The sequence below is a fragment of the Streptomyces sp. NPDC054849 genome, assembly GCF_053610945.1.
On sequence record NZ_JBSGZI010000029.1, the window covers coordinates 19731 to 41532 of the forward strand.

Here is a 21802-nt window from a genome sequence, read left to right on the forward strand (position 1 = left end):
GCCATGTCTCTTGCCCTGCTGCTGACCACGGCCGCTGCCACGGCCGTGGGCGCTGCTGCGCTGCACGCCGTCCACGGTCTGCGCAAGCAGGTCGCCGCCCTGCGCAGCGACCTGTCGGTGCCGGTCCACCCCCGTGGTGCGACCGTCCCGCACGCCCGCAGCGCCGTGGAGTCCCCCGCCGCCGAGATACGAGCCGCCGTGGCCGAAGCCCTCGCCGAGGAGCGCGAGCGCGAGCTGGCCGAGGCGCGCGCCTTCTGGGCAGCGCAGGAGGCCCGCGACGCCGCAGACGCCCCCTCGCTGCTGGGCGGCCTGCCCGGGCTCGGCGAGGACGCCCCCGTCTTCCTGCCCCGGCAGGCCGACATGGTGGGTCTGGAGCCGGTCCTCGGCGAGGACTCCCTCGACGAGCTTCCCGGCTATCCCGAGGATTCGGCCGAGCTGGCCGCCGCCCGCCGGCGCCACCCCTCGCACCCCGACTTCGTACCGGTCCAGGCCTCGCACCCCGGCGCCGACCACGAGCGCACGGTGAGCCGTCTGGAGGAGCTGGCGGAGGCCCGTACGGCCCTCGCGGACGTCCGGCCCGGCCCCCTGGGCACGCTCGACGTGTACGTCTTCACCGACGGCACGACGCTGTGCATGACCCCCGGACACCGGGAGACCGCGGAGCGCCTCGCCGAGGCCCTGCGCTCGGGCACCGCGCCGGTCCTGCTGGGCGGCTCGGGCATCTCCGGCGCCTACGCGCTGACCTTCTCCTGCGGTGACTCCGAGGACCCCGACAGCAACGTCTACATCCTCGCGGACCGCGTCATCGCATCGCTCTGACCTCTGCCTGCTCCACCAGCCGCACGGCCTCGTCCAGCATCCCGGACGGGGCCTTCGCGCTGTCCGGGGCGCCCTGCGGGACGCTCTCCGGGGCGAGGGCCGCGGCGCGCAGCGCCTCGGCGAGGTCCAGCCCGGCCACCGCCACCTGGTCCCCGACGACGAACAGACCCGCGTCCGGCACCTCGCGCGGTGCCTCCCCGGGCGCCTCCAGCCGCTGCGCCCGTACGGACAGCTCGCGGGCCAGCTCCAGCGCCACGGCGGCGGCTCCCTGCTGCAGGCGGCTCTGCGGCGCGGCCCGCAGTCGGTCGGCGAAACGTTCCACGACGGCGGTCAGGGGCGAAGTATCAAGCACCCGGCCGACCTTACGCGCCGCCCGGGCCCCATTGCCAACGGGCGAAGTCTCCGGCACGGTGGCGTGAAGAGAACAGCACGGCGATACCTCCGGAGGCGCCCATGTCCGTAGAGTTCTCCGAGCAGACACACCGCAACATGATCGACAGAATCCCCCAGACCACCGGTCGTGAGCTCACCGACTGGCTCCGCGCCGTCGACGAAGGCCCCTCACTCGTCCGGTTCGAGGAGAAGGTCAGCTGGCTGCGCGGCGCGCACGAGCTGTCGTACGGCCAGGCCAAGGCGATCATCCACGAGCACGACCTGCGCAGAGCCGCACGCCGGTTCGGCTGAGCCCCCTCCCGACCTCGGATGCGGGAAGGCCCCGCGAGCAGTGTGCTCGCGGGGCCTTCCCCGTGCTGTGCGCAGGCCGGGCGGCGTGCGGGTCCTGCTAGTCGTCGCCCGAGAGGATCTGGAAGATGCGCAGCATCTCGATGTAGATCCACACCAGGGTCATGGTCAGGCCGAAGGCCGCCAGCCAGGCCTCCTCGCGCGGGGCGCCGTACGTGACGCCGTCCTCGACCTGCTTGAAGTCGAGAGCGAGGAAGCAGGCGCCGAGGATGACACCGATGGCACCGAACAGCAGGCCGAGGCCGCCGCTGCGGAAGCCGAGGCCGTCACCGCCGCCGAAGACCGCGAACAGCGTGTTCGCGAGCATGAGCAGGATGAAGCCCAGAGCCGCCGCCATCACGAAGCCGTAGAAGCGGCGGGTGACGCGGATCCAGCCCATCTTGTACGAGAAGAGCACGGCGGCGAAGACGGACATCGTGCCCATCACGGCCTGGATGACCACGCCGGCGCCGAAGTACGTGCTGGTGGCCGCGCTGATGACGCCGAGGAACACGCCCTCGAACGCCGCGTAGGCCAGGATCAGGCCCGGGGAGGCCTTCTGCTTGAACGACTGGATGATCGCGAAGACGAACGCCACGATGGCCGCGCCGATGGCGATGCCGTAGGACTTGCCGAGGTTGGCCGGGTCGACCGGCAGCAGCACCCAGGAAAGGGTCGCCGTCACGATGAGCGTGCCGAGCGTCATGGCCGTACGGCTCACGACGTCGTCGATGGTCATCGCGTCGGCGCGCGCCGGTGCCTGCGGCATACCCGTCGCCGGGTCGGTCGCGTACGGGTTCGTCGCGTACGGGTTGGTCCCGGCCTGCTGGTGCTGCTGCGCGTCAAAGCCCGCGTAGCCACCGTTGTCGCGGCTGAACCCCCGTCGCGAGAAGACCGGGTTACTGCTCCTCATCTCACTCCTCCGTGGCCACCGAGCGCGGCCTTGCATCAAGAGTAATGCGCTCGCAAAGAAAGCACCCTACTGCTGGAGGAGGATCTTAGGAGAAGGCATGGCGAAGCGCAGAAGATAAAGCGGGAGCCTCGCGAGAACTGCGGAGTGCCCGGAGCCGGACTTGAACCGGCACGGCCCGAAGGCCAGCGAGGTTTAAGCTCGCCGTGTCTGCATTCCACCATCCGGGCAGGGCGTGGCGGCCCCCGTGGAAAAAAGCCTTGAACGCTGCGCCGAGCCTATCCGGAACGCCCTGGCCGCCGATCGGCCGTCAATCCGATGTTGTCTGATTTTATTGGCGCTTGAGGGTCCGTCAGGCCCCAGAACGCACGGTCGGCCCGTTCTGGACGCCGATCACCACCTGTAGGGGAATGACGGGATTTCGATGGCCTGCGCCACCCCCGCGCCACCCTCCCCACCACCCCGGGCCTACGCCCCTCGACCAGGGCTCCTGTCATACCAGAGGAGGAGGCCCACGGCCCCGCCGTCAGACTCCAGTGGGCCGGTGAACAGGCACGGCGGCTGATCCGGAGGGCGGGTGGCCGCGGCGAGGATGGAAACGTCCCCGCACCGCAGACCGAGGAGCCGTCCCGTGACCACCATGAACTACGCCCCGCACACCGCCCAGGCCGTGGCCGCCCGCGCCACCGGCCTCTCCAAGGTGTACGGACAGGGCGAGACCCAGGTGGTCGCCCTGGACAAGGTCTCCGTGGACTTCGCCCAGGGGCAGTTCACCGCGATCATGGGCCCCTCGGGCTCCGGCAAGTCCACCCTGATGCACTGCGTCGCGGGCCTGGACACCTTCTCCGAGGGCTCCGTCCGCCTCGGCGACACCGAGCTCGGCTCCCTGAAGGACAAGCAGCTCACCCAGCTGCGCCGGGACAAGATCGGCTTCATCTTCCAGGCCTTCAACCTGCTGCCGACCCTGACGGCCCTGGAGAACATCACGCTCCCCATGGACATCGCCGGCCGCAAGCCCGACAAGCAGTGGCTGGACAACGTGATCAGCATGGTCGGCCTCTCCGAGCGCCTCTCCCACCGCCCCACCCAGCTCTCCGGCGGCCAGCAGCAGCGCGTGGCCGTGGCCCGCGCCCTGGCCTCCCGCCCCGAGATCATCTTCGGTGACGAGCCCACCGGAAACCTCGACTCCCGCTCCGGCGCCGAGGTCCTCGGCTTCCTGCGCAACTCGGTGCGCGAGCTCGGCCAGACCGTCGTGATGGTCACCCACGACCCGGTCGCCGCCTCGTACGCGGACCGCGTCATCTTCCTCGCCGACGGCCGGATCGTCGACGAGATGCTCAGCCCCACCGCCGACGGCGTCCTCGACCGCATGAAGGCGTTCGACGCCAAGGGCCGCACCAGCTGACCCGGGGTCTCCCCCGAAGCCCTCCTCCAGACTTCCAGCCCCAGGACTGAGACCCCCATGTTCCGTACCGCCCTGCGCAACGTCCTCGCGCACAAGGCCCGGCTGCTGATGACGGTCCTCGCCGTCACCCTCGGCGTCGCCTTCGTCTCCGGCACCCTCGTCTTCACCGACACCCTCAAGAAGTCCCTGTCCGGCCAGTCCGCCAAGAGCTACGAGGGCGTGGCCGTCTCCGTCACCTCGTGGGGTCAGGGCCGCGACGAGAACGGACAGAAGGAGGGCGAGCCCGGCCTCAGCCGGCAGACCCTCGACAAGGTCAAGGCGCTCCAGGGCGTCGACTCCGTCTCCGGCCGCGTCTCCGGCTTCGCCGGCGTGGGTGACGAGAAGGGCAAGCTGATCGGCTCCGGCTGGTCCAACCAGGGCGCGAACCACACGCCCGTCAAGGACGGCAAGGACCCGCGCTACGCCTTCATCCAGGGGGCCGGCCCGGCCAAGGCCGACGAGGTCGCCCTCGACAAGGCCACCGCGGACGCGGGCGCGTACAAGGTCGGCGACAAGGTCCGCGTCGCCACCAACGGCCCGGTCAAGGAGTACTCCCTCGTCGGTGTCTTCACCACCGAGGACGGCGCCGTCCAGGCCGGCGGCAGCCTGGTGCTCTTCGAGACCACGGTCGCCCAGGAGCTCTACCTCAAGCCCGGTTACTTCCAGGAGCTGTCGGTCGGCGCGAAGGCCGGCGTCTCCGCCGACCAGCTGCTCGCCGAGATCAAGCCGCTGCTCGACGAGAAGCACACCAAGGCGCAGACCGGTGCGGCGCTCGCCAAGGAGCAGGCGAAGGAGATCGAGAGGGGCCTCGGGCAGATGGGCACCATGCTGCTCGTCTTCGCCGGCATCTCGCTCTTCGTCGGCGTCTTCCTGATCTACAACACCTTCACCATGCTGGTCACCCAGCGCACCAAGGAGCTGGCCCTGCTGCGCGCCGTCGGCGCCAACCGCGGTCAGGTCATGCGCTCGGTCCTCGCCGAGGCTCTGGTCGTCGGCGCAGTGTCCGCCGCCATCGGCCTGATCTGCGGTGTCGGCCTGGCGGCCGGCATGCGCTCCGTGATCGGTTCCATGGGCGCCAAGCTGCCGGGCGGCGACCTCGTGATCGCCCCGGGCACCATCGTCGCCGCCCTGGTCATCGGCGTCCTCGTCACCACCCTCGCCGCGCTGCTGCCGGCCTGGCGCACCGGCCGGATCGCACCGGTCGCCGCCATGGGCAGCGCTCACCTTCCGGCCAGCGCGAAGTCCCTGGTCGTGCGCAACGTCCTCGGCTCCATCATCAGCGTCCTCGGCATCGGCCTCGTCCTGCTGGGCGTGTCCACGGGCGGCGACACCGGCCGCATGACCATCGGCGCGGGTGCGTTCTTCATGCTCATCGGCATGATCGTGCTGCTGCCGATGCTCTCCAGGCCGGTCATCGCGGCCGTCCGCCCCGCGCTGCAGAAGGTGTTCGGGGTCCCCGGCAAGCTGGCCGCCCAGAACGCCGTCCGCAACCCGCGCCGCACCGCCGTCACCGCCGCCTCGCTGGCGATCGGCCTCACCCTGGTCACCACCCTGTCGGTGCTCGGCATCACCGTGGGCAAGGTCGTCGACCGCATGAGCACCGAGAAGCTCAAGGCGGACTACAGGGTCTCCATGGCCGGCGACATGGGCGGCCTGGACAAGTCGGTGGCCGAGACCCTGGCCAAGACTCCGGGCATCAGGGCCGTCTCCCCGCAGACGGCCGGCTACTTCATGGTCGGCGAGAACTTCCGCTCGGCCTCCGGCGTCAACCCCGCCACCCTCGGACAGCTGCTCAACGTGGAGGTCCTCAGCGGTTCGCTCGACAGCCTCGGCAAGGGCGAGCTCGCGGTCGCCGAGAAGACGGCCGAGAAGCAGAACCTCACCGTGGGATCCACGCTCCAGGTCCAGTACGACGACGGGGAGAAGGGCTCCCTGAAGGTCGGCGCGGTCTACAAGGACATGGAGGGCCTGCTCTCCCCCTACGTCATCGACGACAAGATCCTCAGCGCGCACAGCGAGGAGCAGTACATCCGCGAGGTGTACGTCAACGTCGACGGCGGGGCGTCCAAGGCCGGCCACCAGAAGGTCGTCGACGCCCTGGGCAAGAACCCGGCCATCACCGTCGCCACCCAGCAGGACATGCGCAACGAGATGGGCGGCATGATCAACACGATGCTGAACGTCATGTACGGCCTGCTCGGCATGGCTCTGATCATCTCGGTGCTCGGCGTGGTCAACACCCTGGCGATGTCCGTCTTCGAGCGGACCCAGGAGATCGGCATGCTGCGGGCGATCGGTCTCGACCGGAGCCGGGTCAAGAACATGATCCGCCTGGAGGCCGTGGTGATCTCGCTCTTCGGCGCGGTCCTGGGCATCGTCATCGGCGTCTTCCTCGCCTGGGCCGTCGGCACCACCATGGCGAAGGCCATGCCGGACTACGAGCTGGTCCTGCCGTACGACCGGATCGGCATCTTCCTCCTGCTGGCCGCGGTGGTCGGCGTACTGGCCGCCATGTGGCCGGCCCGCAGCGCCGCCCGCCTGAACATGCTGACGGCCATCAAGACGGAGTAGTCGGCAGCGGCCCCCACGGGCCGGGCAGGGACACGGCAGGGCCCCGGGGCGACACGCCCCGGGGCCCTGCGCGTTGTGCGCATACGTGTGCGCTACGCGCCCCAGGTGCGCAGCCGCAGCGGCAGTCCCGAGTCGCCGGCCGCCCCCGGCTTCACCGCGAGGACCTGGTTGACCCCGAGCCGGCCCCGCTCGAAGCCGAGCGCGGAGGCGGCCATGTAAAGCCGCCAGACCCGGGCCCTGCCGGGGGAGGTCAGCCGGACCGCCTCGGCCCAGTGCTCCTCCAGCCGCGCCACCCAGGCCCGCAGGGTCAGCCCGTAGTGCTCGCGCAGCACCTCCACGTCGCGGACCTCGAAGCCGGCCCGCTCCAGCTCGCCGACGGTGCTGCCGAGCGGGGACAGTTCGCCGTCGGGGAAGACGTAGGCGTCGATGAACTCGTCCACCCGGTAGGCCTCTTCGTCCGGCTCCGGAGGACGCGCGATCTGATGGTTCAGCAGCCGTCCGCCGGGGCGCAGCAGGGCGTGCAGGGTGCGGGCGTAGTCCCGGTAGCGGTCGGCTCCGACGTGTTCGGCCATCCCGATGGAGGAAATGGCGTCGTAGGGGCCGTCCTTGACGTCCCGGTAGTCCTGGATCCTCAGCTCGACGAGGTCGGCCAGGCCCGCTTCGGCGACCCGTTTGCGGCCGTATGCGGCCTGCTCCCCCGAGAGGGTGATGCCGGTGACCCGGACGCCGTACTCACGGGCGGCGTGCAGCGCCATGGAACCCCAGCCGCAGCCGACGTCCAGGAGGCGGTCTCCGGGCCGCAGGGCGAGTTTGCGGCAGACCAGGTCGAGCTTGTCGCGCTGGGCGTGCTCCAGGGTGGCGCCGGGGCTCCAGTAGGCGCAGGAGTACACCATCGAGGGCCCCAGCACGAGTTCGTAGAAGTCGTTGCCGACGTCGTAGTGATGACTGACGGCCTGCCGGTCGCGGCCCTTGCTGTGCCGCTGACCGTCCCTCAGGGCCACCTCCTCGGCGGGCGGCGCGGGCGGCGGCAGGGGCCCGGCGAGGGCGATCAGCTCGCGTACGGCGGCCCGGTGTCCGGGCTCCCGGAGCAGCCGAGCGGCCTCCGGCAGCGCGGGCGGGCGGACCTGCTTGGCGCGGCGCGCCAGGCCGCCCAGGGCCCCGAGCGGCCCGGGCCGGCCGGCGGGCGGCAGCGGCCCGCTCCGCGCGGGCCGTTCCCACAGCAGGCCCGCCACCTGCTCCAGCAGGGCGAACAGGTCGCCCTCGACGGTCAGTTCCCCCGCCACCCACGCGCGGGCCAGCCCCAGCTCGCCGGGCTTCCACAGCATCCGCCGCACGGCGCGGCGGTCCTGGATCACGAGCACGGGACCGGTGGGCGGGCCCGCCTCGGTGCCGTCCCAGGCCCGGACGCGCACGGGCAGCGGGGCACCCAGCAGTGTCTCGGCAACAGCGGCCAGCCGCGGCGCGGCGTCCGTCATGGCGCACCTCCCAAAAGCTCCGACCCATCGGTCTACCCATCCCGGGCGCCGGGTACGCCGAAGGGGCCGCCCGCACCACGGATGGCGGGCGGCCCCTTCGGGGTCGTACAGGTCGTGCAGTGGTGCCGGCCGGCTTCAGCAGCCGGCCCGGTCACACCGGGTCAGGACGCCTTGGCCTTCTCGGCCGGGGCAGCGGCGGCGGCCGGAGCCGGCGCCGGCTTGGCGGCCTCGTAGAACTCCTCGCGGGGGGTCTCCAGAGCACCGAGGGAGACGACCTCGCGCTTGAGGAACATACCGAGGGTCCAGTCGGCGAAGACGCGGATCTTGCGGTTCCAGGTCGGCATGGCCATGCCGTGGTAGCCACGGTGCATGTACCAGGCGAGCCGGCCCTTGAGCTTGATCTTCATCTTGCCCATGACGATCATCGCGACGCCCTTGTGGAGGCCGAGGCCCGCCACCGCACCCTTGTTGGAGTGCGAGTACTCGTGCTGCGGGAAGCCCCGCATGCCCGAGATGACGTTGTCGCCGAGGACCTTGGCCTGGCGCAGCGCGTGCTGGGCGTTCGGCGGGCACCAGGCGTTCTCGACGCCGGCCTTGCGGGCGGCCATGTCGGGAACCTGGGCGTTGTCGCCCGCGGTCCAGATGTAGTCCGTGCCCCTCACCTGGAGGGTCGGCTCGGCGTCGACGTGGCCGCGCGGGCCCAGCGGCAGGCCGTAGCGGGCCAGCACCGGGTTGGGCTTGACGCCGGCGGTCCACACGATGGTGTTGGAGTCGACCTCGAGGCCGTTCTTCAGCACCACGTGGCCGTCCACGCAGGAGTCCATGGAGGTGTTGAGGTAGATCTCGATGCCGCGGGACTCGAGGTGCTCCTTGCCCCAGGTGCCGAGCTTGGGCCCGACCTCGGGAAGGATCTTGTCGGCCGCGTCGACCAGGATGAAGCGCATGTCCTCGCGCTTGATCGTGGAGTAGTACTTCGCGGCGTCGCGGGCCATGTCCTCGACCTCGCCGATGGTCTCCGCACCGGCGAAGCCGCCGCCGACGAAGACGAAGGTGAGGGCCTTGCGGCGGACGTCCTCGTCCGTCGTGGACTCGGCCTTGTCGAGCTGCTCGAGGACGTGGTTGCGCAGGCCGATGCCCTCTTCGACGCCCTTCATACCGATGCCCTGTTCGGCGAGGCCGGGGATCGGGAAGGTGCGGGAGACGGCGCCGAGCGCGATCACCAGGTAGTCGAAGGGCAGCTCGTACGCCTCGCCGACCAGCGGCGTGACGACGGCGACCTTGCGGTCCTGGTCGATGCTGGTGACCCGGCCGGTGAGAACCTCTGCCTTGGGCAGCACGCGTCGCAGCGGGACGACGACGTGCCGAGGCGAGATGCTGCCTGCGGCCACTTCAGGGAGGAAGGGCTGGTAGGTCATGTACGAGCGCGGGTCGACGACCGTGACGGTCGCCTCGCCGTAACGCATCTTCTTCATGATGCGCTTGGCTGCGTACAGGCCTACGTACCCACCTCCTACAACGAGGATCCTGGGACGCTCCGTGGTGCTCATGGAACGAGTATCCAGCACCCAAAGGGGTGTCGCTCGTGAGCCCCTTCACAAGGAGTCGGAGCCCCTCTGCTACACTCCGCCGCCCACGTGACGGACGTCATGGCGCCGAACGGGAACCAGGGTGTAACGGGAGTCGTTGTGCACCCGTCCTGAACTGGCCTGCAAGGCCTCAAGCGGACTGGACCACAGGCTTTCGTCCCTACCTCCGAGAGCGAGTCGGCGGCGTCCGCCGATCGCACGAACGGGCACCGAGACGGACCTCGGGGACCCCGGAGAGGCTCAAAGAGCCACTTCCTTGACCCGCTGGGCTCTTTTTCCTTGTGAAGAACTTCACGAAGTTCGTGTGGATCACCGTCCCGGAGACTCCCCACGGAGCCCTCTCGACGGCCTTTCCGGTGTAGACGGGACGGTTCCGTCCCGCATTTCCTCTGAAGTCCTGCTCGTACGCGAACGATTCAGAGGGTGGAGACGGTCCTGACCGAGGGGCGGCCCGGCGCCGAAAACGGCCCGGGTTGACCCTCGACCTGGTGGAGGGCACAGGGTTCGGGTGTGGAGAGCGAGATGCGCAGTATCGGTGAGATGGCCCGCGACAGCGGACTGAGTGTGAGTGCCCTGCGGTTCTACGACGGCGCCGGCGTGCTGGTCCCGGTACGGGTGGATCCGCTGACCGGCTATCGCTGGTACGGCCCCGACCAGGTCGCCGAGTCCCGGCTGCTGGCTCGGTTGCGCCGGGCCGGCATGCCGCTGGCGGACATCCGGCTGGTGCTGGCCGGCTGGTCCGGCGCGGACACCGACCTGGTCCGCACCCTGCTCCAGGCGCATCTGCGCCGTCTCGAACGGGGGCTGTCCGACGCCCGCAGCGAGTTCTCCACGGTCCGAGCCCTACTCGAACACCGGGAGAACCCCATGCCTGCGGCCCGCACCGCCACCGCCCGCCTCACCGTGTCCGCGCCGGAGTTGGCCGCCTCGCTGGACGCGGTCCGGTTCGCCGTCAGCACCGACCCGGAACTCCCGATGCTCGGCGGTGTCCTGTTCGACGTCGAGGGCGGGGCACTGCGCGTCGTGGCCACGGACCGGTACCGGTTGGCCGTCGCACAGGCCCGCACCGGCGCCTATGCCGGGCCCCGGGTGCAGGCCGTCGTGCCCGCACCGCTCGCCGACGCGATGCGGGCACTGCTGTGTGAGGACATCTCCGTCGCGCTCACCCTGGACGGGGCCCGCGTGAGGCTCGACGCGGGGGACCGCCAGGCGGCCGGTCCGTGCCTCGACCACGCGTTCCCCGATTACCGCCGCCTCGTCGGCCTGCCGGCGGGACGCCGCGTCCTCGTCGATGTGCCGGCCTTCCGGAAGGCCGTGGAGACGGGACCGGTCCGCACCGACGAGCGCGGGCCGGAGGGTGTGGCCTGCGAGGTCAGCGTGCTCAGGGTGACGGACGACGGCACGCTGTCCGTCTGCGGGGACGCAGGCCGGGCCGGGGATGAGATCCGCGACGGGATCGGCGCCGCACCCCCAGCCGGAGCCGGAGCCGGAGTCGGTGGCCGGGGCGACATCGCCGTGAATCGTGCGTTTCTGCTACAGGCCCTCGCGGCCGGAGCCCGGGACCGGCTGATCCTGGAGCTCGGCGCCCCCACGGCGCCCCTGGCGATCCGCCGGCCCGAGGACGACGACGCCTTCTCGCTGCTGATGCCCGTCCGGCTGGAGGACTGAGAACGGCGGCGCCCCCGCACATGATCACCGGGGGAGCCGTCGGTCAGCGTGTCCGCAGGTCAGGTCCTGCCCTGGTCCGCCTCGACGTCCTGAGTCCGGCACGACGACGGTGCTCCGGTCAGCCGACCGGAGCACCGTCGTTGAGCGATCCGGCAGGTCAAACCCGCCTCTTGTCGGCCTCGACCTCTTCTGCGGTCCTGATCGCGATGCCGTCCAGGATGTCGTGCTCCGAGACGACGACCTCCGACGCCCCGATGCGTTCCATGATCGCCAGCAGCACCAGTGCGCCGGCGCCGATCACGTCCACCCGGCCCGGGTGCATCACGGGGATAGCCGCACGCTCGGCGTGCGTCGCCGTCAGCATCCGCTCGCTGATCGCGCGGACCTGCTCGTAGGAGATCCGGGCGTGGTGGATGGCGGACCAGTCGTACTCCGTCAGCCCGAGCGCGATCGCGGCGACCGTGGTCACCGAGCCCGCCAGGCCCACCAGCGTCCGCGCCTCGGCCAGCGGCACGGTCTCGGCGGCAAGATCCAGCGCCGCCTCGACGTCGGCCCGTATCGCGGCGATCTGCGCCTGCGTCGGCGGGTCGGTGACGACCCCGTCGACCACCAGGTGACGCTCGGTCATGCGGACGCAGCCCACGTCCACGGAGCGTGCGGCCCGTGCGTGCTCCTCGCCGACGACGAACTCGGTCGAGCCGCCGCCGATGTCCACCACCAGGAACGGCCGCTCCAGGTGTTCGTGCGCCGTGAGCTCCTTGGTGGCGCCGGTGAAGGAGAACTCCGCCTCCAGGTCACCGGAGATCACCTCGGGCTCGACGCCCAGGATCTCCAGCACACCCCGGACGAAGTCCTCCCGGTTCTCGGCGTCCCGGGAGGCGGAGGTCGCCACGAAGCGCACCCGCTGCGCGCCGTGCTCCTCGATGACCGCCGCGTACTCGCGGCAGGCGGCGAAGGTGCGCTCCAGCGCCTCCGGGGCCAGGCGCCCCGTCTTGTCCACGCCCTGGCCCAGCCGGACGATGATCATCCGGCGGTCCAGGTCGGTCAGCTCGCCCGTGGCAGGATCGCAGTCCGCCACAAGGAGCCGGATGGAGTTCGTACCGCAGTCGATGGCCGCGACCCGGGTCACGCCTCCGGCTCCTCGTCGTCCGTCTTCGTCCCGCACGGGGTGACGCAGGCACCCTTGGCCCACCACTCCGGCAGCATCGCCAGCGCCTCGTCGCCGAACGGGTTCACGCCGGGGCCGGCGGCCAGGGAGTGGCCGACCAGCACGTGCAGGCACTTCACCCGGTCCGGCATGCCGCCGGCGCTCGGGAAGCCCTGGAGCACCTCGATGGCGTCGCGGCGCCGGATGTAGTCCTCGTGCGCGGCCTGGTAGGCCGCGGCGAGTTCAGGGTCCTCGGCGAGCCGGGCCTGCATCTCCTTCATCACGCCGTTGGCCTCCAGCGTGCCGATCGCGGAGGCCGCGCGCGGACACGTCAGGTAGTACAGCGTGGGGAAGGGGGTGCCGTCGGGGAGCCGCGGGGCGGTCTCCACCACGTCCGGCTGCCCGCAGGGGCAGCGGTGCGCGATGGCGCGCAGCCCGCGCGGCGGGCGGCCGAGCTGCTGCTCGAACGCCTCGATGTCCGCGTCGGTCGGCTCGGTCCGGTCGGTCTGGGGCGGGGGCGTCTGCATGCCTGGAGGAAGTCTCTTCGTTCTCGTGGATGGGTACTGCGGTGTGGGGTTCAGTCGCCGGGACGGTCGGCCTTGTCGACGCCGTCCCAGACGTTGGAGTACCAGGGCCGGTCGGAGCCGGCCTGGCCGGTCCGGTGCGGTTCCGGGGGGCGGGACCCCGCGTCGCCCATGATGTAGCCGATCTCCCCCGGTCGCAGGAAGTGCAGGTGCTTGCGCGCCTGCTGCTCCGCGTACGCGTCGTCCTGCCAGCGGGCCTTCTCGTCGCGAAGCCGCTCCAGGCGGTCCCGCGCGGCCGCTGCGGCCCGCTGCTGCTCCGCGATCTCCGAGCGCTGGGAGACGTACTGGCGCATCGGATACGCGAGGGCGACGACCAGGGTACAGAGGACGAGCACCAGCAGCGCCGCCCGGCCCGTGAGCCGGCTGCGGCGGACCTGGCGCCGCGACTGCGAGCGGTAGACGTGGGCGGCGGTCCGCTCGCCGAGCTGCTTGAGCCTGGTCGCGGTGGAGAAGGTGGAGAACCGATCCCGGTTTCCGGCCATTGATCCGCCTCCCCTATGTACGCACTACGCAATACGTCCCCGCACACGGTACGGGACCGAGTGCGGGGACGTACGGAGGCTAGGCGCAGCCGTCAGGCACGGCTCGGCCCGAGGGTGATCAGCCCTTGAAGCGCGGGAAGGCGGAGCGGCCCGCGTACACCGCGGCGTCGTCGAGGATCTCCTCGATGCGCAGCAGCTGGTTGTACTTGGCGACGCGGTCCGAACGGGCCGGGGCGCCGGTCTTGATCTGACCGCAGTTCACGGCGACGGCGAGGTCGGCGATGGTGACGTCCTCGGTCTCACCGGAACGGTGCGACATCATGCACTTGAAGCCGTTGCGCTGGGCCATCTCGACGGCGTCCAGCGTCTCGGTCAGCGAACCGATCTGGTTCACCTTCACGAGCAGGGCGTTCGCGGAGCCCTCCTCGATACCGCGGGCCAGACGCTCCGGGTTGGTGACGAAGAGGTCGTCGCCGACGATCTGGACCTTGGAGCCCAGCTTGTCGGTGAGGGTCTTCCAGCCGGCCCAGTCGTCCTCGTACAGCGGGTCCTCGATGGAGACCATCGGGTACGCGGAGACGAGCTCCTCGTAGTACTCGGTCATCTCGGCGGCCGAGCGGGACTGGCCCTCGAACTCGTACTTGCCGTCCTTGTAGAACTCGGACGCGGCGACGTCCAGCGCGAGCGCGATGTCCTTGCCCGGGGTGTAGCCGGCCTGCTTGATGGCCTCGACGATGAGGTCGAGCGCGGCGCGGTTGGACTCCAGGTTCGGGGCGAAGCCGCCCTCGTCGCCCAGCCCGGTGGAGAGGCCCTTGGTGTGCAGGACCTTCTTGAGGGTGTGGTAGACCTCGGCACCCCAACGCAGCGCCTCGGAGAAGGACTCCGCGCCGATCGGGGCGATCATGAACTCCTGGATGTCCACGTTGGAGTCGGCGTGCGACCCACCGTTGAGGATGTTCATCATCGGAACGGGCAGCAGGTGCGCGTTCGGACCGCCGAGGTAGCGGAAGAGCGGAAGGTCCGAGGCCTCGGACGCGGCGTGCGCGACGGCGAGGGAAACGCCGAGGATGGCGTTGGCGCCGAGCGAGCCCTTGTTGTCGGTGGCGTCCAGGTCGAACATGGCCTGGTCGATCAGGCGCTGCTCGGTGGCGTCGTAGCCGACGAGCTCCGGCCCGATCTGCTCGATGACGGCGAGGACGGCCTTCTCGACACCCTTGCCGAAGTAACGGTTGGGGTCACCGTCACGGAGCTCGATGGCCTCGAATGCACCGGTGGAGGCGCCGGACGGAACTGCAGCACGGCCGGTGCTGCCATCGTCGAGGCCCACCTCGACCTCGACCGTGGGGTTGCCTCGGGAGTCCAGGATTTCCCGGGCTACGACGACGTCGATGGACGGCACGAGCATCTCCTTCTGGGATGTGACGCTGGGTGTGCGGTGGCGTGTCAGGCCGTGGGATGGCCTTGCCGCCTAGAGCCTAACCGGATCCGGGCACTCGACCGGCCGACCGCCCGGCCCCTGGGACGAAAAAGGGACCGAATACCCCTCTTCCGGGACATAGATCCCTTGATCACCGACTCTCGGCCGGTGCACACACCACCGCCCGGCGCGTGAGGGGACGACGCGCCGGGCGGTGGGAATGCTGTGTGTTGTACATGTTTCTGCGGCTATGGCCGCAGTGGTCAGCTGAGCTTCAGCTTCTGACCCGGGTAGATCAGGTCGGCGTCGGAGACGATGTCCTTGTTCAGCTCGAAGAGCTTCTCCCAGCCGCCCTTGACGCCGTTGGCCTCGGCGATGGTGCCCAGGGTGTCACCGGACTTGACCTCGTACGAGCCGTTGCCGGTCTTCGGCGCGACCGGGGCCTCGGTGCGCTCGGAGCGGGTGACCGGAGCCTCGGGGCGCTTGGTCTCCTTCTTCGGCGCGACCTTGGTCTCGGTCTTCTTCGGCTCGGTCTTCTTCGGCTTGGTCGGCGTCGTGGTGTCGGCGCCGCCACCGGTGTACGAGGAGTTCGACAGGCCCTTGCCGCAGTGCGGCCAGGCACCCTTGCCCTGGCCCTTGAGGACCTTCTCCGCGACGGCTATCTGCTGGGACTTCGAGGCCTGGTTGGCCTGCGGGGCGTAGGACTTGCCACCGAACGCAGCCCACGTGGAGGACGAGAACTGCAGGCCGCCGTAGTAGCCGTTGCCCGTGTTGATGGCCCAGTTGCCACCGGACTCGCACTGGGCGACCTTGTCCCACTCGGACGCGGTGGCGGCGCTGGCGGTGCCCGCGGCCATCAGGGGGGCAGCGACCGCCACACCGGCGACACCGGCGAGCGTGACGATGCGAACGGCCTTGGAACCGCGGCGGTGCTTGCCCTTGCCGGAAAGCAGCATGGAGATTCTCCTCACCGACGCCTACGAGGTGAGCTGTCGGGTTCGGGCGAGTGAGTTGCCCGGCCGTGCGACCTAGCGCACGTCTTAACCCCTAGCCGGTGGCGTGACCGTCTCTCAACGGCCGCTCCCGGCGCCTACCTTGGTTCCCCCGCTCCTGCCTTCGGCGCTTGACGCGACGACTGTTCCCTCCGGCCGCCGGCAGGATTCGGCGATGCGGTCGAAGGAGCCCGCGGTGGCGGGCGATTCAGAAGGTAGACAGGTCCCTCCCCGATGTTCAACGAGGAACATCGGGGAGAAACGGCCCCTACTTGCGCTCCCCTCAAGGGTGTTTGCGCAGGTGAGGACGGGGTTTGCGGAAGCCCCGGGGCAGGACACGCCAGTTGACCGGAAGAGACACATGTCTCACTTACGGAAATCCGACAATCAGCCCTTTCCGGATGCCCGAAGTGTCCTTGTTACACGGTTAGATCCAGATTCTGACCGGGCTTGATCAGATCGGCATCCTCGCCGATGACCTGCTCGTTGGCCTGGTAGAGCCCGTTCCAGCCGCCCTTGACGCCCTTGGCAGACGCGATGGTGGCCAGGCTGTCGCCCTCCTTGACCGTGTACGTGGGGTCCGACGCGCCATCAGTTACGCCGAGCGCCTCGGGGGCGGGAGCACCGCGGTGCTTGCCGCTGCCCTCGGCGGGAGTGGCTGCCGGGTCCGCAGGGGCCGTCGGGTCGACCGGGGGCAGCCCCGGGGTCGCGGGCGGCGCCGTGGGCCCGGTCGGGTCCGCCGGGAGGGTCGGAGTCGTCGGGTCGCCGGGGGTCACCGGGGTCGTGCCCGGGTCGCCCGGGAGGGTCGGGACGGCGGGCGGCGTCGTGGGGACGTCCGGGGCGGGCATGACGGGCAGGCCGACCGACGGGGCGTCGGGGATCAGGTAGGGGGTGTCGGAGGGCCTCGGGGCCGCCGGGGTGGGAGACCCGTAGTCCGTGGACGGCTTGCCGCCGCCGGTGGACGGCACATGGTCGTCGGGGCGCGACGGCGTGGGGCCGATCGCGGTCGTTCCACCGGGCAGGCCGGGGTCCACCTGTGCGGCGGGGCCCTGCCGGTCCAGACCGGCCGCGGCCGCACACAGCGGCCACGCCTGCGGCCCCTGCGAGGCCAGCACCCGCTCGGCGACGGCGATCTGCTGGGACCGGCTCGCCAGGTCGGGCCGCTCGGCGAAGTCGAGACCGCCGGCGCTCTGCCACTGCTCCTGGGTGAACTGGAGCCCGCCGTACGCGCCACTGCCGAAGTTGGCACTCCAGGAGCCGCCGCTCTCGCACTCGGCGACCTTGTCCCACGTGGAGGTGTCGGCGGCGGTGGCATTGGTGGCGGCTAGCAGGGGCAATGCCAGCGCGGAGCCAGTGACTCCGGCTGCGACTACCAGCGCGGGGACCTGGCGGGGGCGTCTGTGGCGGCCGTTCCCGGAACGCATGAAGGTGCACCTTTCGCATAACAGCGGGGTAACGGCAGAACCTAGCGGCCTTCGAACGATTGTCACAAGTTCGACCGGAAACTGACTGCTAATCAGGAGGCCCTGAAATGTTTCAAGCTGTGAAGCGCACGGGAAGGGTGCGCAGGCCACGCATGATCAACCCGCCGCGCCAGCGCAGGTCTTCGGGTGGAACGGCAAGTTCCAGATCTGGCAGACGCGTCAGCAAAGTCGCGAGCGCGGTCTGCCCCTCAAGTCGTGCGAGCGGGGCGCCCAGGCAGTAGTGGATGCCGTGCCCGTACCCGAGGTGCTGGTTGTCGGTCCTGGAGAGGTCGAGGGTGTCCGGCTCGGCGAACCGCTCGGGGTCCCGGTCGGCGGCCGCGAGGACGACCAGGACCGGGTCGCCGGCCTCGATCCGCCGGCCGCCGAGGGTCAGCGGCTCGGTGGCGAACCGCCAGGTCGCCAGCTCCACGGGGCCGTCGTAGCGCAGCAGTTCCTCGACGCCGGTGGCCAGCAGTCCGCTCTCGCCTGCGGCGAGGGAGCGCTGGAGGCGCTCGCGCTGGTCCGGGTTCATGAAGAGGGAGTGGACCCCGTTGCCGATGAGGTTCACGGTGGTTTCGAAACCGGCGAAAAGCAGGATGAAAGCCATGGCAGTGGCCTCGGCCTCCGTCAGGTGGTCGCCGTGGTCGCTCGCCCGGATCAGATCGGAAATCAGGTCGTCGCCCAGATCATCCCTTTTGCGGTGGATGAGCTCGCCGAGGTAGGTGCGCATCTGCTTGACCGACCGGGCGACCCCGCCGCGTGGACCGCCGCCGTGGCGGATCATCATGCCGGCCCAGTCGCGGAAGTCGTCCTGGTCCTCACGCGGTACGCCGAGCATCTCGCAGATGGCGTAGATGGGGAGCGGGAAGGCGAACTCGTGGATGAGGTCCGCCTCTCCCTTCCCGGCGATCCCCGGCTTTTCGACGATCTTGTCGATCAGGTGGTCGGTGAGCGCCTGCACACGCGGGGCGAACTCGGCGACGCGGCGCGGGGTGAACGCCTTGGACACCAGCCGCCGCAGCCGGGTGTGGTCCGGCGGGTCGATGTTGAGCAGATGCGTCATCAGCTCCGCCTTGCGCTCCCCCGGGATCCCGGTCTTGCCCTTGGCGTGCGCGGGCTCCGCGTGGTGCGCCGGATTCTTGCTGAGCCGCTGGTCGGCGAGGGCCTGGCGGGCGTCGGCGTAGCGGGTGACCAGCCAGGCCTCGACCCCGCTGGGGAGCCTGGTGCGGTGCACCGGGGAGTGCTCGCGCAGCCATGCGTAGGCCGGGTACGGGTCGGTCGCGAACTCCCAGTCGAAGAGGGTCGGGCCCTCGGTGGAAGGAGTGTCGGCGGGGGTTGCGGGGGTCTGCTCATGCACCCGAAGACCGTATCCCGGCGCCGAACCGCCATCCCCTATGACCCTTTCGTCGCGGCTGTCCGCAGATCGGCCATCCCTTGACCTCACCTTCTCCGACATTCCTACTTTCGGTCTTGTGGATGTGAGGATCTTGAGAAGCAGTTTCGCGGTGGTGGAGAGACGGGCCGAGCACGCGGTCAAGTTCTTCTACTCCCACCTCTTCTGGCACAACCCCAGAATGCGCGACCTCTTCCCGGCCTCCCACGAGGACATGGAGCGCCAACGGGACCGGCTCTTCGCCGCGCTCACCCACGTGATCGCCCATCTGGACGACGGGACAGCCGGCCCCTATCTGCGTGACCTGGGGCGAGACCACCGCAAGTTCCTGGTCGGCCCCGATCACTACGCCGCCGTGGGTGCCAGCCTGCTCGCCGCGCTCGCCGAGACCTCGGGCGCGGCCTGGACCCCGCGGGTGGAGAAGGCCTGGACGGAGGCCTACCAGGTGATCGCCGACGCGATGACGGCCGGCGCCGACGCGAGCAAGGACCCGCCGTGGTGGGACGCGGAGGTCGTACGCCACCTCCAGTACGGACAGGACATCGCCGTCCTGACCCTGCGTCCCCGCATCCCCTTCCCCTATGTCCCCGGCCAGTACGCGAGCGTGAGCAGCGAGCGGGTCCCGAGGACCTGGCGCACCTACTCCATCGGCAACGCCCCGCGCGCCGACGGCTCCCTCGACCTCCACGTCAGCCGGATCGAGCGGGGGCGGCTCAGCACCACCCTGGTCCGCGAGACACGGCCGGGCGACGTCCTGCGACTCGGCGCGGCCGGCGGGCAGCTGACCTTCCGTCGCGAGGACCGCCCGGCCAGCCTCATCGCGGCCGGCACCGGCTGGGCGCCGATCCGGGCCATGCTGGAGGACCTCGCGGAGCACCCTCCCGACCAGGACGTACGCCTCTTCGTGGTGGCCCGGGACGGGGCGCACCTGTACGACCGGCCGCTCATCGACGCGTACGCCGCCTCCTGCGGCTGGCTCGGCGTCACCTACATCACGCCCGCCCCCGGGCGGCACCGCAACCAGGCCACCGACCGGCTCGCGACCGCGCTCGGCCACCGCGGCATGTGGCCGGACCAGGACGTCTACCTCAGCGGGCCGCCGCAGTTCATCGACGAGACCGCCGCCCTCCTGGCGGAACTGGGCGCCCGCCCCGGCCGCCTCTTCCACGACTCCGTACCGGGCAGCGGGACCGGCCACGGACCCGCAGGCCGGCCGCTGGGCTTCGGCGAGTGGTTCCTGGACCGGCCGTCGCCGCACTGGTACGACCCGTCGGCCCGCGCGCCGAGGCAGGACTGGGAGAAGTAACCCGCACACCCGCTGCTGGGGCCGGGGGCCTACTTCCCCGGACCGCCGACGCCCTCCGCGGCCCGGATCGCGTCCCGGTAGACGCGGGCCGCCGCGCGCAGCGCGGTCTCGGGGTCGATCCCCGCCGCCTCGGCGCGCGCCGCCAGTTCCAGCAGCTCGTATCCGACGCCCTCCCCGCGGGGCAGCTCGACGTCCACACCGCCCGTACGGACCCGGCCCGCGAGCTTGGCCGCGAGCGCCAGACCGGGCTGGCCCACCGGGACCCCGTCGGTGACCGACTCCCGCTGCTTCTCGACCGCCTTGGTGCGCTGCCAGTGCGCGTGGACGTCCTCCGGGGTCTCGGCCTTCGCGTCGCCGAAGACGTGCGGGTGCCGGTGGATCAGCTTCTCGACCAGGGCCCCGGCCACGTCGTCGATGGAGAACGCCTCGTCGCCGTCCTGGCCGTCCTCACCGTCCCCGCCGGCCTCCTCGGCGATCCGCGCGTGGAAGACCACCTGCAGCAGCACGTCGCCGAGCTCCTCGCGCAGCTCGTCCCGGTCCCCGTTCTCGATGGCCTCGACCAGCTCGTACGCCTCCTCGATCGCGTACTTGGCCAGACCCTCGTGGGTCTGCTGCGAGGTCCACGGGCACTCGCGCCGGACCCGGTCCATCACCTGGACCAGGTCGAGCAGGCGCGCGCCCGGCAGGTCGTAGGAGCCGGGCAGCAGTTCCAGGTCGGGCATGGAGACCCGGCCGGAGCCGGCCAGGCGGGCCAGCCCGTCGGTGAGCCGCTGGTCGCCCTCGCCGCCCGGGAGCACCACCACCGTGCGGCCGCCCGCGCAGGCCTCGACCAGCTCGTGCGCGTCCGGGCTCCCGTGCGTGACCTCGATGCCCGCCTCCCGCAGGTACGGCAGCTGCGGGTGGCCGGGATCGGCGCACAGCACCCGGTCCGCGGCGTGGAGGGTCTGCCACGCCGGCCAGGACAGCACGCCGGGGGCCACCCGGTGGCTGGTGGTCAGCAGGACGATGCGGCCCGTGGGCTCGGCGGCGGTGGGCTCGGAGTGGTCGGTCACCCTCCGAACCTACCTCCGGCCGGCGGTGTCAGGCTCCGGCGGGGGCCTGCTCGGGACGGGTCCGCTGGGTGATCCAGGGGGTCTCCCCGACGCCGAGCTTGATCTGCTTGGCGTCCCAGGCTCCGTAGCGCGGGTTGACCTCGATGTGCAGGGCCTGCACGGCGGCCCGGGCGGGCTCCTCGAGCTTCCCGTTGCCGTACTTGGCGGACAGCTTGGTCAGGAGCACCCGGTCCCGCAGGAAACGGTCGACCTGGCCGGGGGCCATCGCGCCCTTGTGCAGGAGCAGCGCCTCGAACTGCTCGGCTCCGCCGTTCTCGTCGACGTACGCCTTGCGCTCGACCTCGATGTCCTTCTGGGAGGCGGTGAGCCCGGCGGTCTCGGCCATCTCGTCGATGATCCGGCTCTGGAGGATCGAGTCGAGCTTCTGACGCTCCAGGTTGGGGGTGCTCGCGATGAGTTCGGCGGCGGCCTGGCCGGCACGGTTCTGTGCGGCGCGGACGTCGTTCACCTGGGCCTGGAGCGCGGAGGTGGTGATCCGTTCGCCGCCGACGACGGCCGCGGTGCCGGGACGTGCCTCGCCCGAGCAGGCGGACAGCAGGGGCGCCGCCAGGAGCAGGGCGGTGGAGACGGAGAGCGCTGTGCGACGGTGCAAAGGAGCCTCCAGGGCCGGGAGATTGTGCGTCGGTGCACAAAGGGGCCGTGCGGTGATCGATGGTATGCAGTCGGGGGGATGCGAGCCACCGGTTCGACCAACGATTCGCGCGCGGACTGAA

Annotated in this window: 19 protein-coding genes, 1 tRNA gene and 1 riboswitch; of the genes, 6 read left to right on the plus strand and 14 right to left on the minus strand. The window is 70.8% G+C overall.

Going from position 1 to position 21802, the window contains the following annotated elements; genetic code table 11:
- The first annotated feature begins 3 nt into the window (after nucleotides 1-3).
- Nucleotides 4-819 carry a hypothetical protein gene (locus tag ACWGIF_RS15675; protein ID WP_453496969.1) on the plus strand — a complete coding sequence of 272 codons (816 nt, stop codon included), beginning with the start codon at nucleotides 4-6 and terminating at the stop codon, nucleotides 817-819.
- On the opposite strand, the gene ACWGIF_RS15680 is transcribed toward ACWGIF_RS15675, so the two are convergent.
- Nucleotides 803-1171, minus strand: a complete 369-nt coding sequence (locus ACWGIF_RS15680) for a hypothetical protein (RefSeq protein ID WP_453496841.1) — start codon at nucleotides 1169-1171, stop codon at nucleotides 803-805. The two genes, ACWGIF_RS15675 and ACWGIF_RS15680, sit on opposite strands and share 17 nt — an antisense overlap.
- 101 nt (nucleotides 1172-1272) lie before the next feature.
- Here ACWGIF_RS15680 and ACWGIF_RS15685 point away from each other — a divergent pair, with 101 nt between their 5' ends.
- Entirely contained in the window at nucleotides 1273-1503 is a 231-nt protein-coding gene (locus ACWGIF_RS15685) for a DUF4287 domain-containing protein (RefSeq protein ID WP_453496844.1), read from the plus strand.
- A 97-nt stretch (nucleotides 1504-1600) separates the two neighbouring features.
- Here ACWGIF_RS15685 and ACWGIF_RS15690 read toward each other — a convergent pair whose 3' ends face one another.
- Together ACWGIF_RS15690 and ACWGIF_RS15695 are read right to left on the minus strand one after the other, a co-directional pair.
- The gene (locus ACWGIF_RS15690) at nucleotides 1601-2452 is read right to left on the minus strand and encodes a Bax inhibitor-1/YccA family protein (RefSeq protein ID WP_453496847.1); all 852 of its coding nucleotides are present in this window, start codon (nucleotides 2450-2452) and stop codon (nucleotides 1601-1603) included.
- A gap of 145 nt (nucleotides 2453-2597) precedes the next feature.
- Nucleotides 2598-2679, minus strand: a tRNA-Leu gene (locus ACWGIF_RS15695).
- Between the two features lie 410 nt (nucleotides 2680-3089).
- On the opposite strand from ACWGIF_RS15695, the gene ACWGIF_RS15700 reads away from it, so the two are divergent.
- Nucleotides 3090-3854 carry an ABC transporter ATP-binding protein gene (locus ACWGIF_RS15700; protein ID WP_453496973.1) on the plus strand — a complete coding sequence of 255 codons (765 nt, stop codon included), beginning with the start codon at nucleotides 3090-3092 and terminating at the stop codon, nucleotides 3852-3854.
- A gap of 57 nt (nucleotides 3855-3911) precedes the next feature.
- The gene (locus ACWGIF_RS15705) at nucleotides 3912-6464 is read left to right on the plus strand and encodes an ABC transporter permease (RefSeq protein WP_453496850.1); all 2553 of its coding nucleotides are present in this window, start codon (nucleotides 3912-3914) and stop codon (nucleotides 6462-6464) included.
- Between the two features lie 92 nt (nucleotides 6465-6556).
- Here ACWGIF_RS15705 and ACWGIF_RS15710 read toward each other — a convergent pair whose 3' ends face one another.
- Nucleotides 6557-7939, minus strand: coding sequence for a class I SAM-dependent methyltransferase (locus tag ACWGIF_RS15710; protein ID WP_453496853.1), 1383 nt, complete (start codon nucleotides 7937-7939; stop codon nucleotides 6557-6559).
- A gap of 161 nt (nucleotides 7940-8100) precedes the next feature.
- Entirely contained in the window at nucleotides 8101-9486 is a 1386-nt protein-coding gene (locus ACWGIF_RS15715) for an NAD(P)/FAD-dependent oxidoreductase (RefSeq protein ID WP_453496856.1), read from the minus strand.
- A 561-nt stretch (nucleotides 9487-10047) separates the two neighbouring features.
- On the opposite strand from ACWGIF_RS15715, the gene ACWGIF_RS15720 reads away from it, so the two are divergent.
- Nucleotides 10048-11193 (plus strand): DNA polymerase III subunit beta family protein, encoded by a 1146-nt coding sequence (locus ACWGIF_RS15720; protein ID WP_453496859.1) that lies wholly within the window; start codon nucleotides 10048-10050, stop codon nucleotides 11191-11193.
- Nucleotides 11194-11350: 157 nt separating this feature from the next.
- On the opposite strand, the gene ACWGIF_RS15725 is transcribed toward ACWGIF_RS15720, so the two are convergent.
- The 7 genes from ACWGIF_RS15725 to ACWGIF_RS15755 all read right to left on the minus strand — a co-directional run bounded on the left by ACWGIF_RS15725 (nucleotide 11351) and on the right by ACWGIF_RS15755 (nucleotide 18635).
- Nucleotides 11351-12322 (minus strand): Ppx/GppA phosphatase family protein, encoded by a 972-nt coding sequence (locus ACWGIF_RS15725; protein WP_453496862.1) that lies wholly within the window; start codon nucleotides 12320-12322, stop codon nucleotides 11351-11353.
- Entirely contained in the window at nucleotides 12319-12867 is a 549-nt protein-coding gene (locus ACWGIF_RS15730) for a DUF501 domain-containing protein (protein ID WP_453496864.1), read from the minus strand. The genes ACWGIF_RS15725 and ACWGIF_RS15730 overlap by 4 nt, the downstream gene beginning before the upstream one ends.
- 50 nt (nucleotides 12868-12917) lie before the next feature.
- The gene (locus tag ACWGIF_RS15735; RefSeq protein WP_453496867.1) at nucleotides 12918-13406 is read right to left on the minus strand and encodes an FtsB family cell division protein; all 489 of its coding nucleotides are present in this window, start codon (nucleotides 13404-13406) and stop codon (nucleotides 12918-12920) included.
- A gap of 118 nt (nucleotides 13407-13524) precedes the next feature.
- Complete coding sequence (gene eno / locus ACWGIF_RS15740) at nucleotides 13525-14811, minus strand: phosphopyruvate hydratase (RefSeq protein WP_073919099.1); 1287 nt, start codon at nucleotides 14809-14811, stop codon at nucleotides 13525-13527.
- A gap of 275 nt (nucleotides 14812-15086) precedes the next feature.
- On the minus strand, nucleotides 15087-15779 hold the full coding sequence (locus ACWGIF_RS15745) for a transglycosylase family protein (RefSeq protein WP_453496871.1): 693 nt from the start codon (nucleotides 15777-15779) through the stop codon (nucleotides 15087-15089).
- A 3-nt stretch (nucleotides 15780-15782) separates the two neighbouring features.
- Nucleotides 15783-15955: riboswitch (cyclic di-AMP (ydaO/yuaA leader) on the minus strand.
- Between the two features lie 279 nt (nucleotides 15956-16234).
- The gene (locus ACWGIF_RS15750) at nucleotides 16235-17239 is read right to left on the minus strand and encodes a transglycosylase family protein (protein WP_453496874.1); all 1005 of its coding nucleotides are present in this window, start codon (nucleotides 17237-17239) and stop codon (nucleotides 16235-16237) included.
- Nucleotides 17240-17351: 112 nt separating this feature from the next.
- Entirely contained in the window at nucleotides 17352-18635 is a 1284-nt protein-coding gene (locus ACWGIF_RS15755) for a cytochrome P450 family protein (protein WP_453496877.1), read from the minus strand.
- 148 nt (nucleotides 18636-18783) lie between these two features.
- Here ACWGIF_RS15755 and ACWGIF_RS15760 point away from each other — a divergent pair, with 148 nt between their 5' ends.
- The gene (locus tag ACWGIF_RS15760; protein ID WP_453496880.1) at nucleotides 18784-19977 is read left to right on the plus strand and encodes a globin domain-containing protein; all 1194 of its coding nucleotides are present in this window, start codon (nucleotides 18784-18786) and stop codon (nucleotides 19975-19977) included.
- Nucleotides 19978-20006: 29 nt separating this feature from the next.
- Here ACWGIF_RS15760 and ACWGIF_RS15765 read toward each other — a convergent pair whose 3' ends face one another.
- Complete coding sequence (locus tag ACWGIF_RS15765; RefSeq protein WP_453496882.1) at nucleotides 20007-21029, minus strand: nucleoside triphosphate pyrophosphohydrolase; 1023 nt, start codon at nucleotides 21027-21029, stop codon at nucleotides 20007-20009.
- 28 nt (nucleotides 21030-21057) lie between these two features.
- Nucleotides 21058-21681, minus strand: a complete 624-nt coding sequence (locus ACWGIF_RS15770; protein ID WP_453496885.1) for a SurA N-terminal domain-containing protein — start codon at nucleotides 21679-21681, stop codon at nucleotides 21058-21060.
- Nucleotides 21682-21802 lie beyond the last annotated feature (121 nt).

Excerpts from the sequence above, each read along its gene's own strand:
- ACWGIF_RS15675 (WP_453496969.1), top strand. The coding sequence starts at position 4 with ATGTCTCTTGCCCTGCTGCTGACCACGGCCGCTGCCACGGCCGTGGGC.
- ACWGIF_RS15685 (WP_453496844.1), top strand. The coding sequence starts at position 1,273 with ATGTCCGTAGAGTTCTCCGAGCAGACACACCGCAACATGATCGACAGA.
- ACWGIF_RS15690 (WP_453496847.1), bottom strand. The coding sequence starts at position 2,452 with ATGAGGAGCAGTAACCCGGTCTTCTCGCGACGGGGGTTCAGCCGCGAC.
- ACWGIF_RS15700 (WP_453496973.1), top strand. The coding sequence starts at position 3,090 with ATGAACTACGCCCCGCACACCGCCCAGGCCGTGGCCGCCCGCGCCACC.
- ACWGIF_RS15705 (WP_453496850.1), top strand. The coding sequence starts at position 3,912 with ATGTTCCGTACCGCCCTGCGCAACGTCCTCGCGCACAAGGCCCGGCTG.
- ACWGIF_RS15710 (WP_453496853.1), bottom strand. The coding sequence starts at position 7,939 with ATGACGGACGCCGCGCCGCGGCTGGCCGCTGTTGCCGAGACACTGCTG.
- ACWGIF_RS15715 (WP_453496856.1), bottom strand. The coding sequence starts at position 9,486 with ATGAGCACCACGGAGCGTCCCAGGATCCTCGTTGTAGGAGGTGGGTAC.
- ACWGIF_RS15720 (WP_453496859.1), top strand. The coding sequence starts at position 10,048 with ATGCGCAGTATCGGTGAGATGGCCCGCGACAGCGGACTGAGTGTGAGT.
- ACWGIF_RS15730 (WP_453496864.1), bottom strand. The coding sequence starts at position 12,867 with ATGCAGACGCCCCCGCCCCAGACCGACCGGACCGAGCCGACCGACGCG.
- ACWGIF_RS15735 (WP_453496867.1), bottom strand. The coding sequence starts at position 13,406 with ATGGCCGGAAACCGGGATCGGTTCTCCACCTTCTCCACCGCGACCAGG.
- eno (WP_073919099.1), bottom strand. The coding sequence starts at position 14,811 with ATGCTCGTGCCGTCCATCGACGTCGTCGTAGCCCGGGAAATCCTGGAC.
- ACWGIF_RS15745 (WP_453496871.1), bottom strand. The coding sequence starts at position 15,779 with ATGCTGCTTTCCGGCAAGGGCAAGCACCGCCGCGGTTCCAAGGCCGTT.
- ACWGIF_RS15750 (WP_453496874.1), bottom strand. The coding sequence starts at position 17,239 with ATGCGTTCCGGGAACGGCCGCCACAGACGCCCCCGCCAGGTCCCCGCG.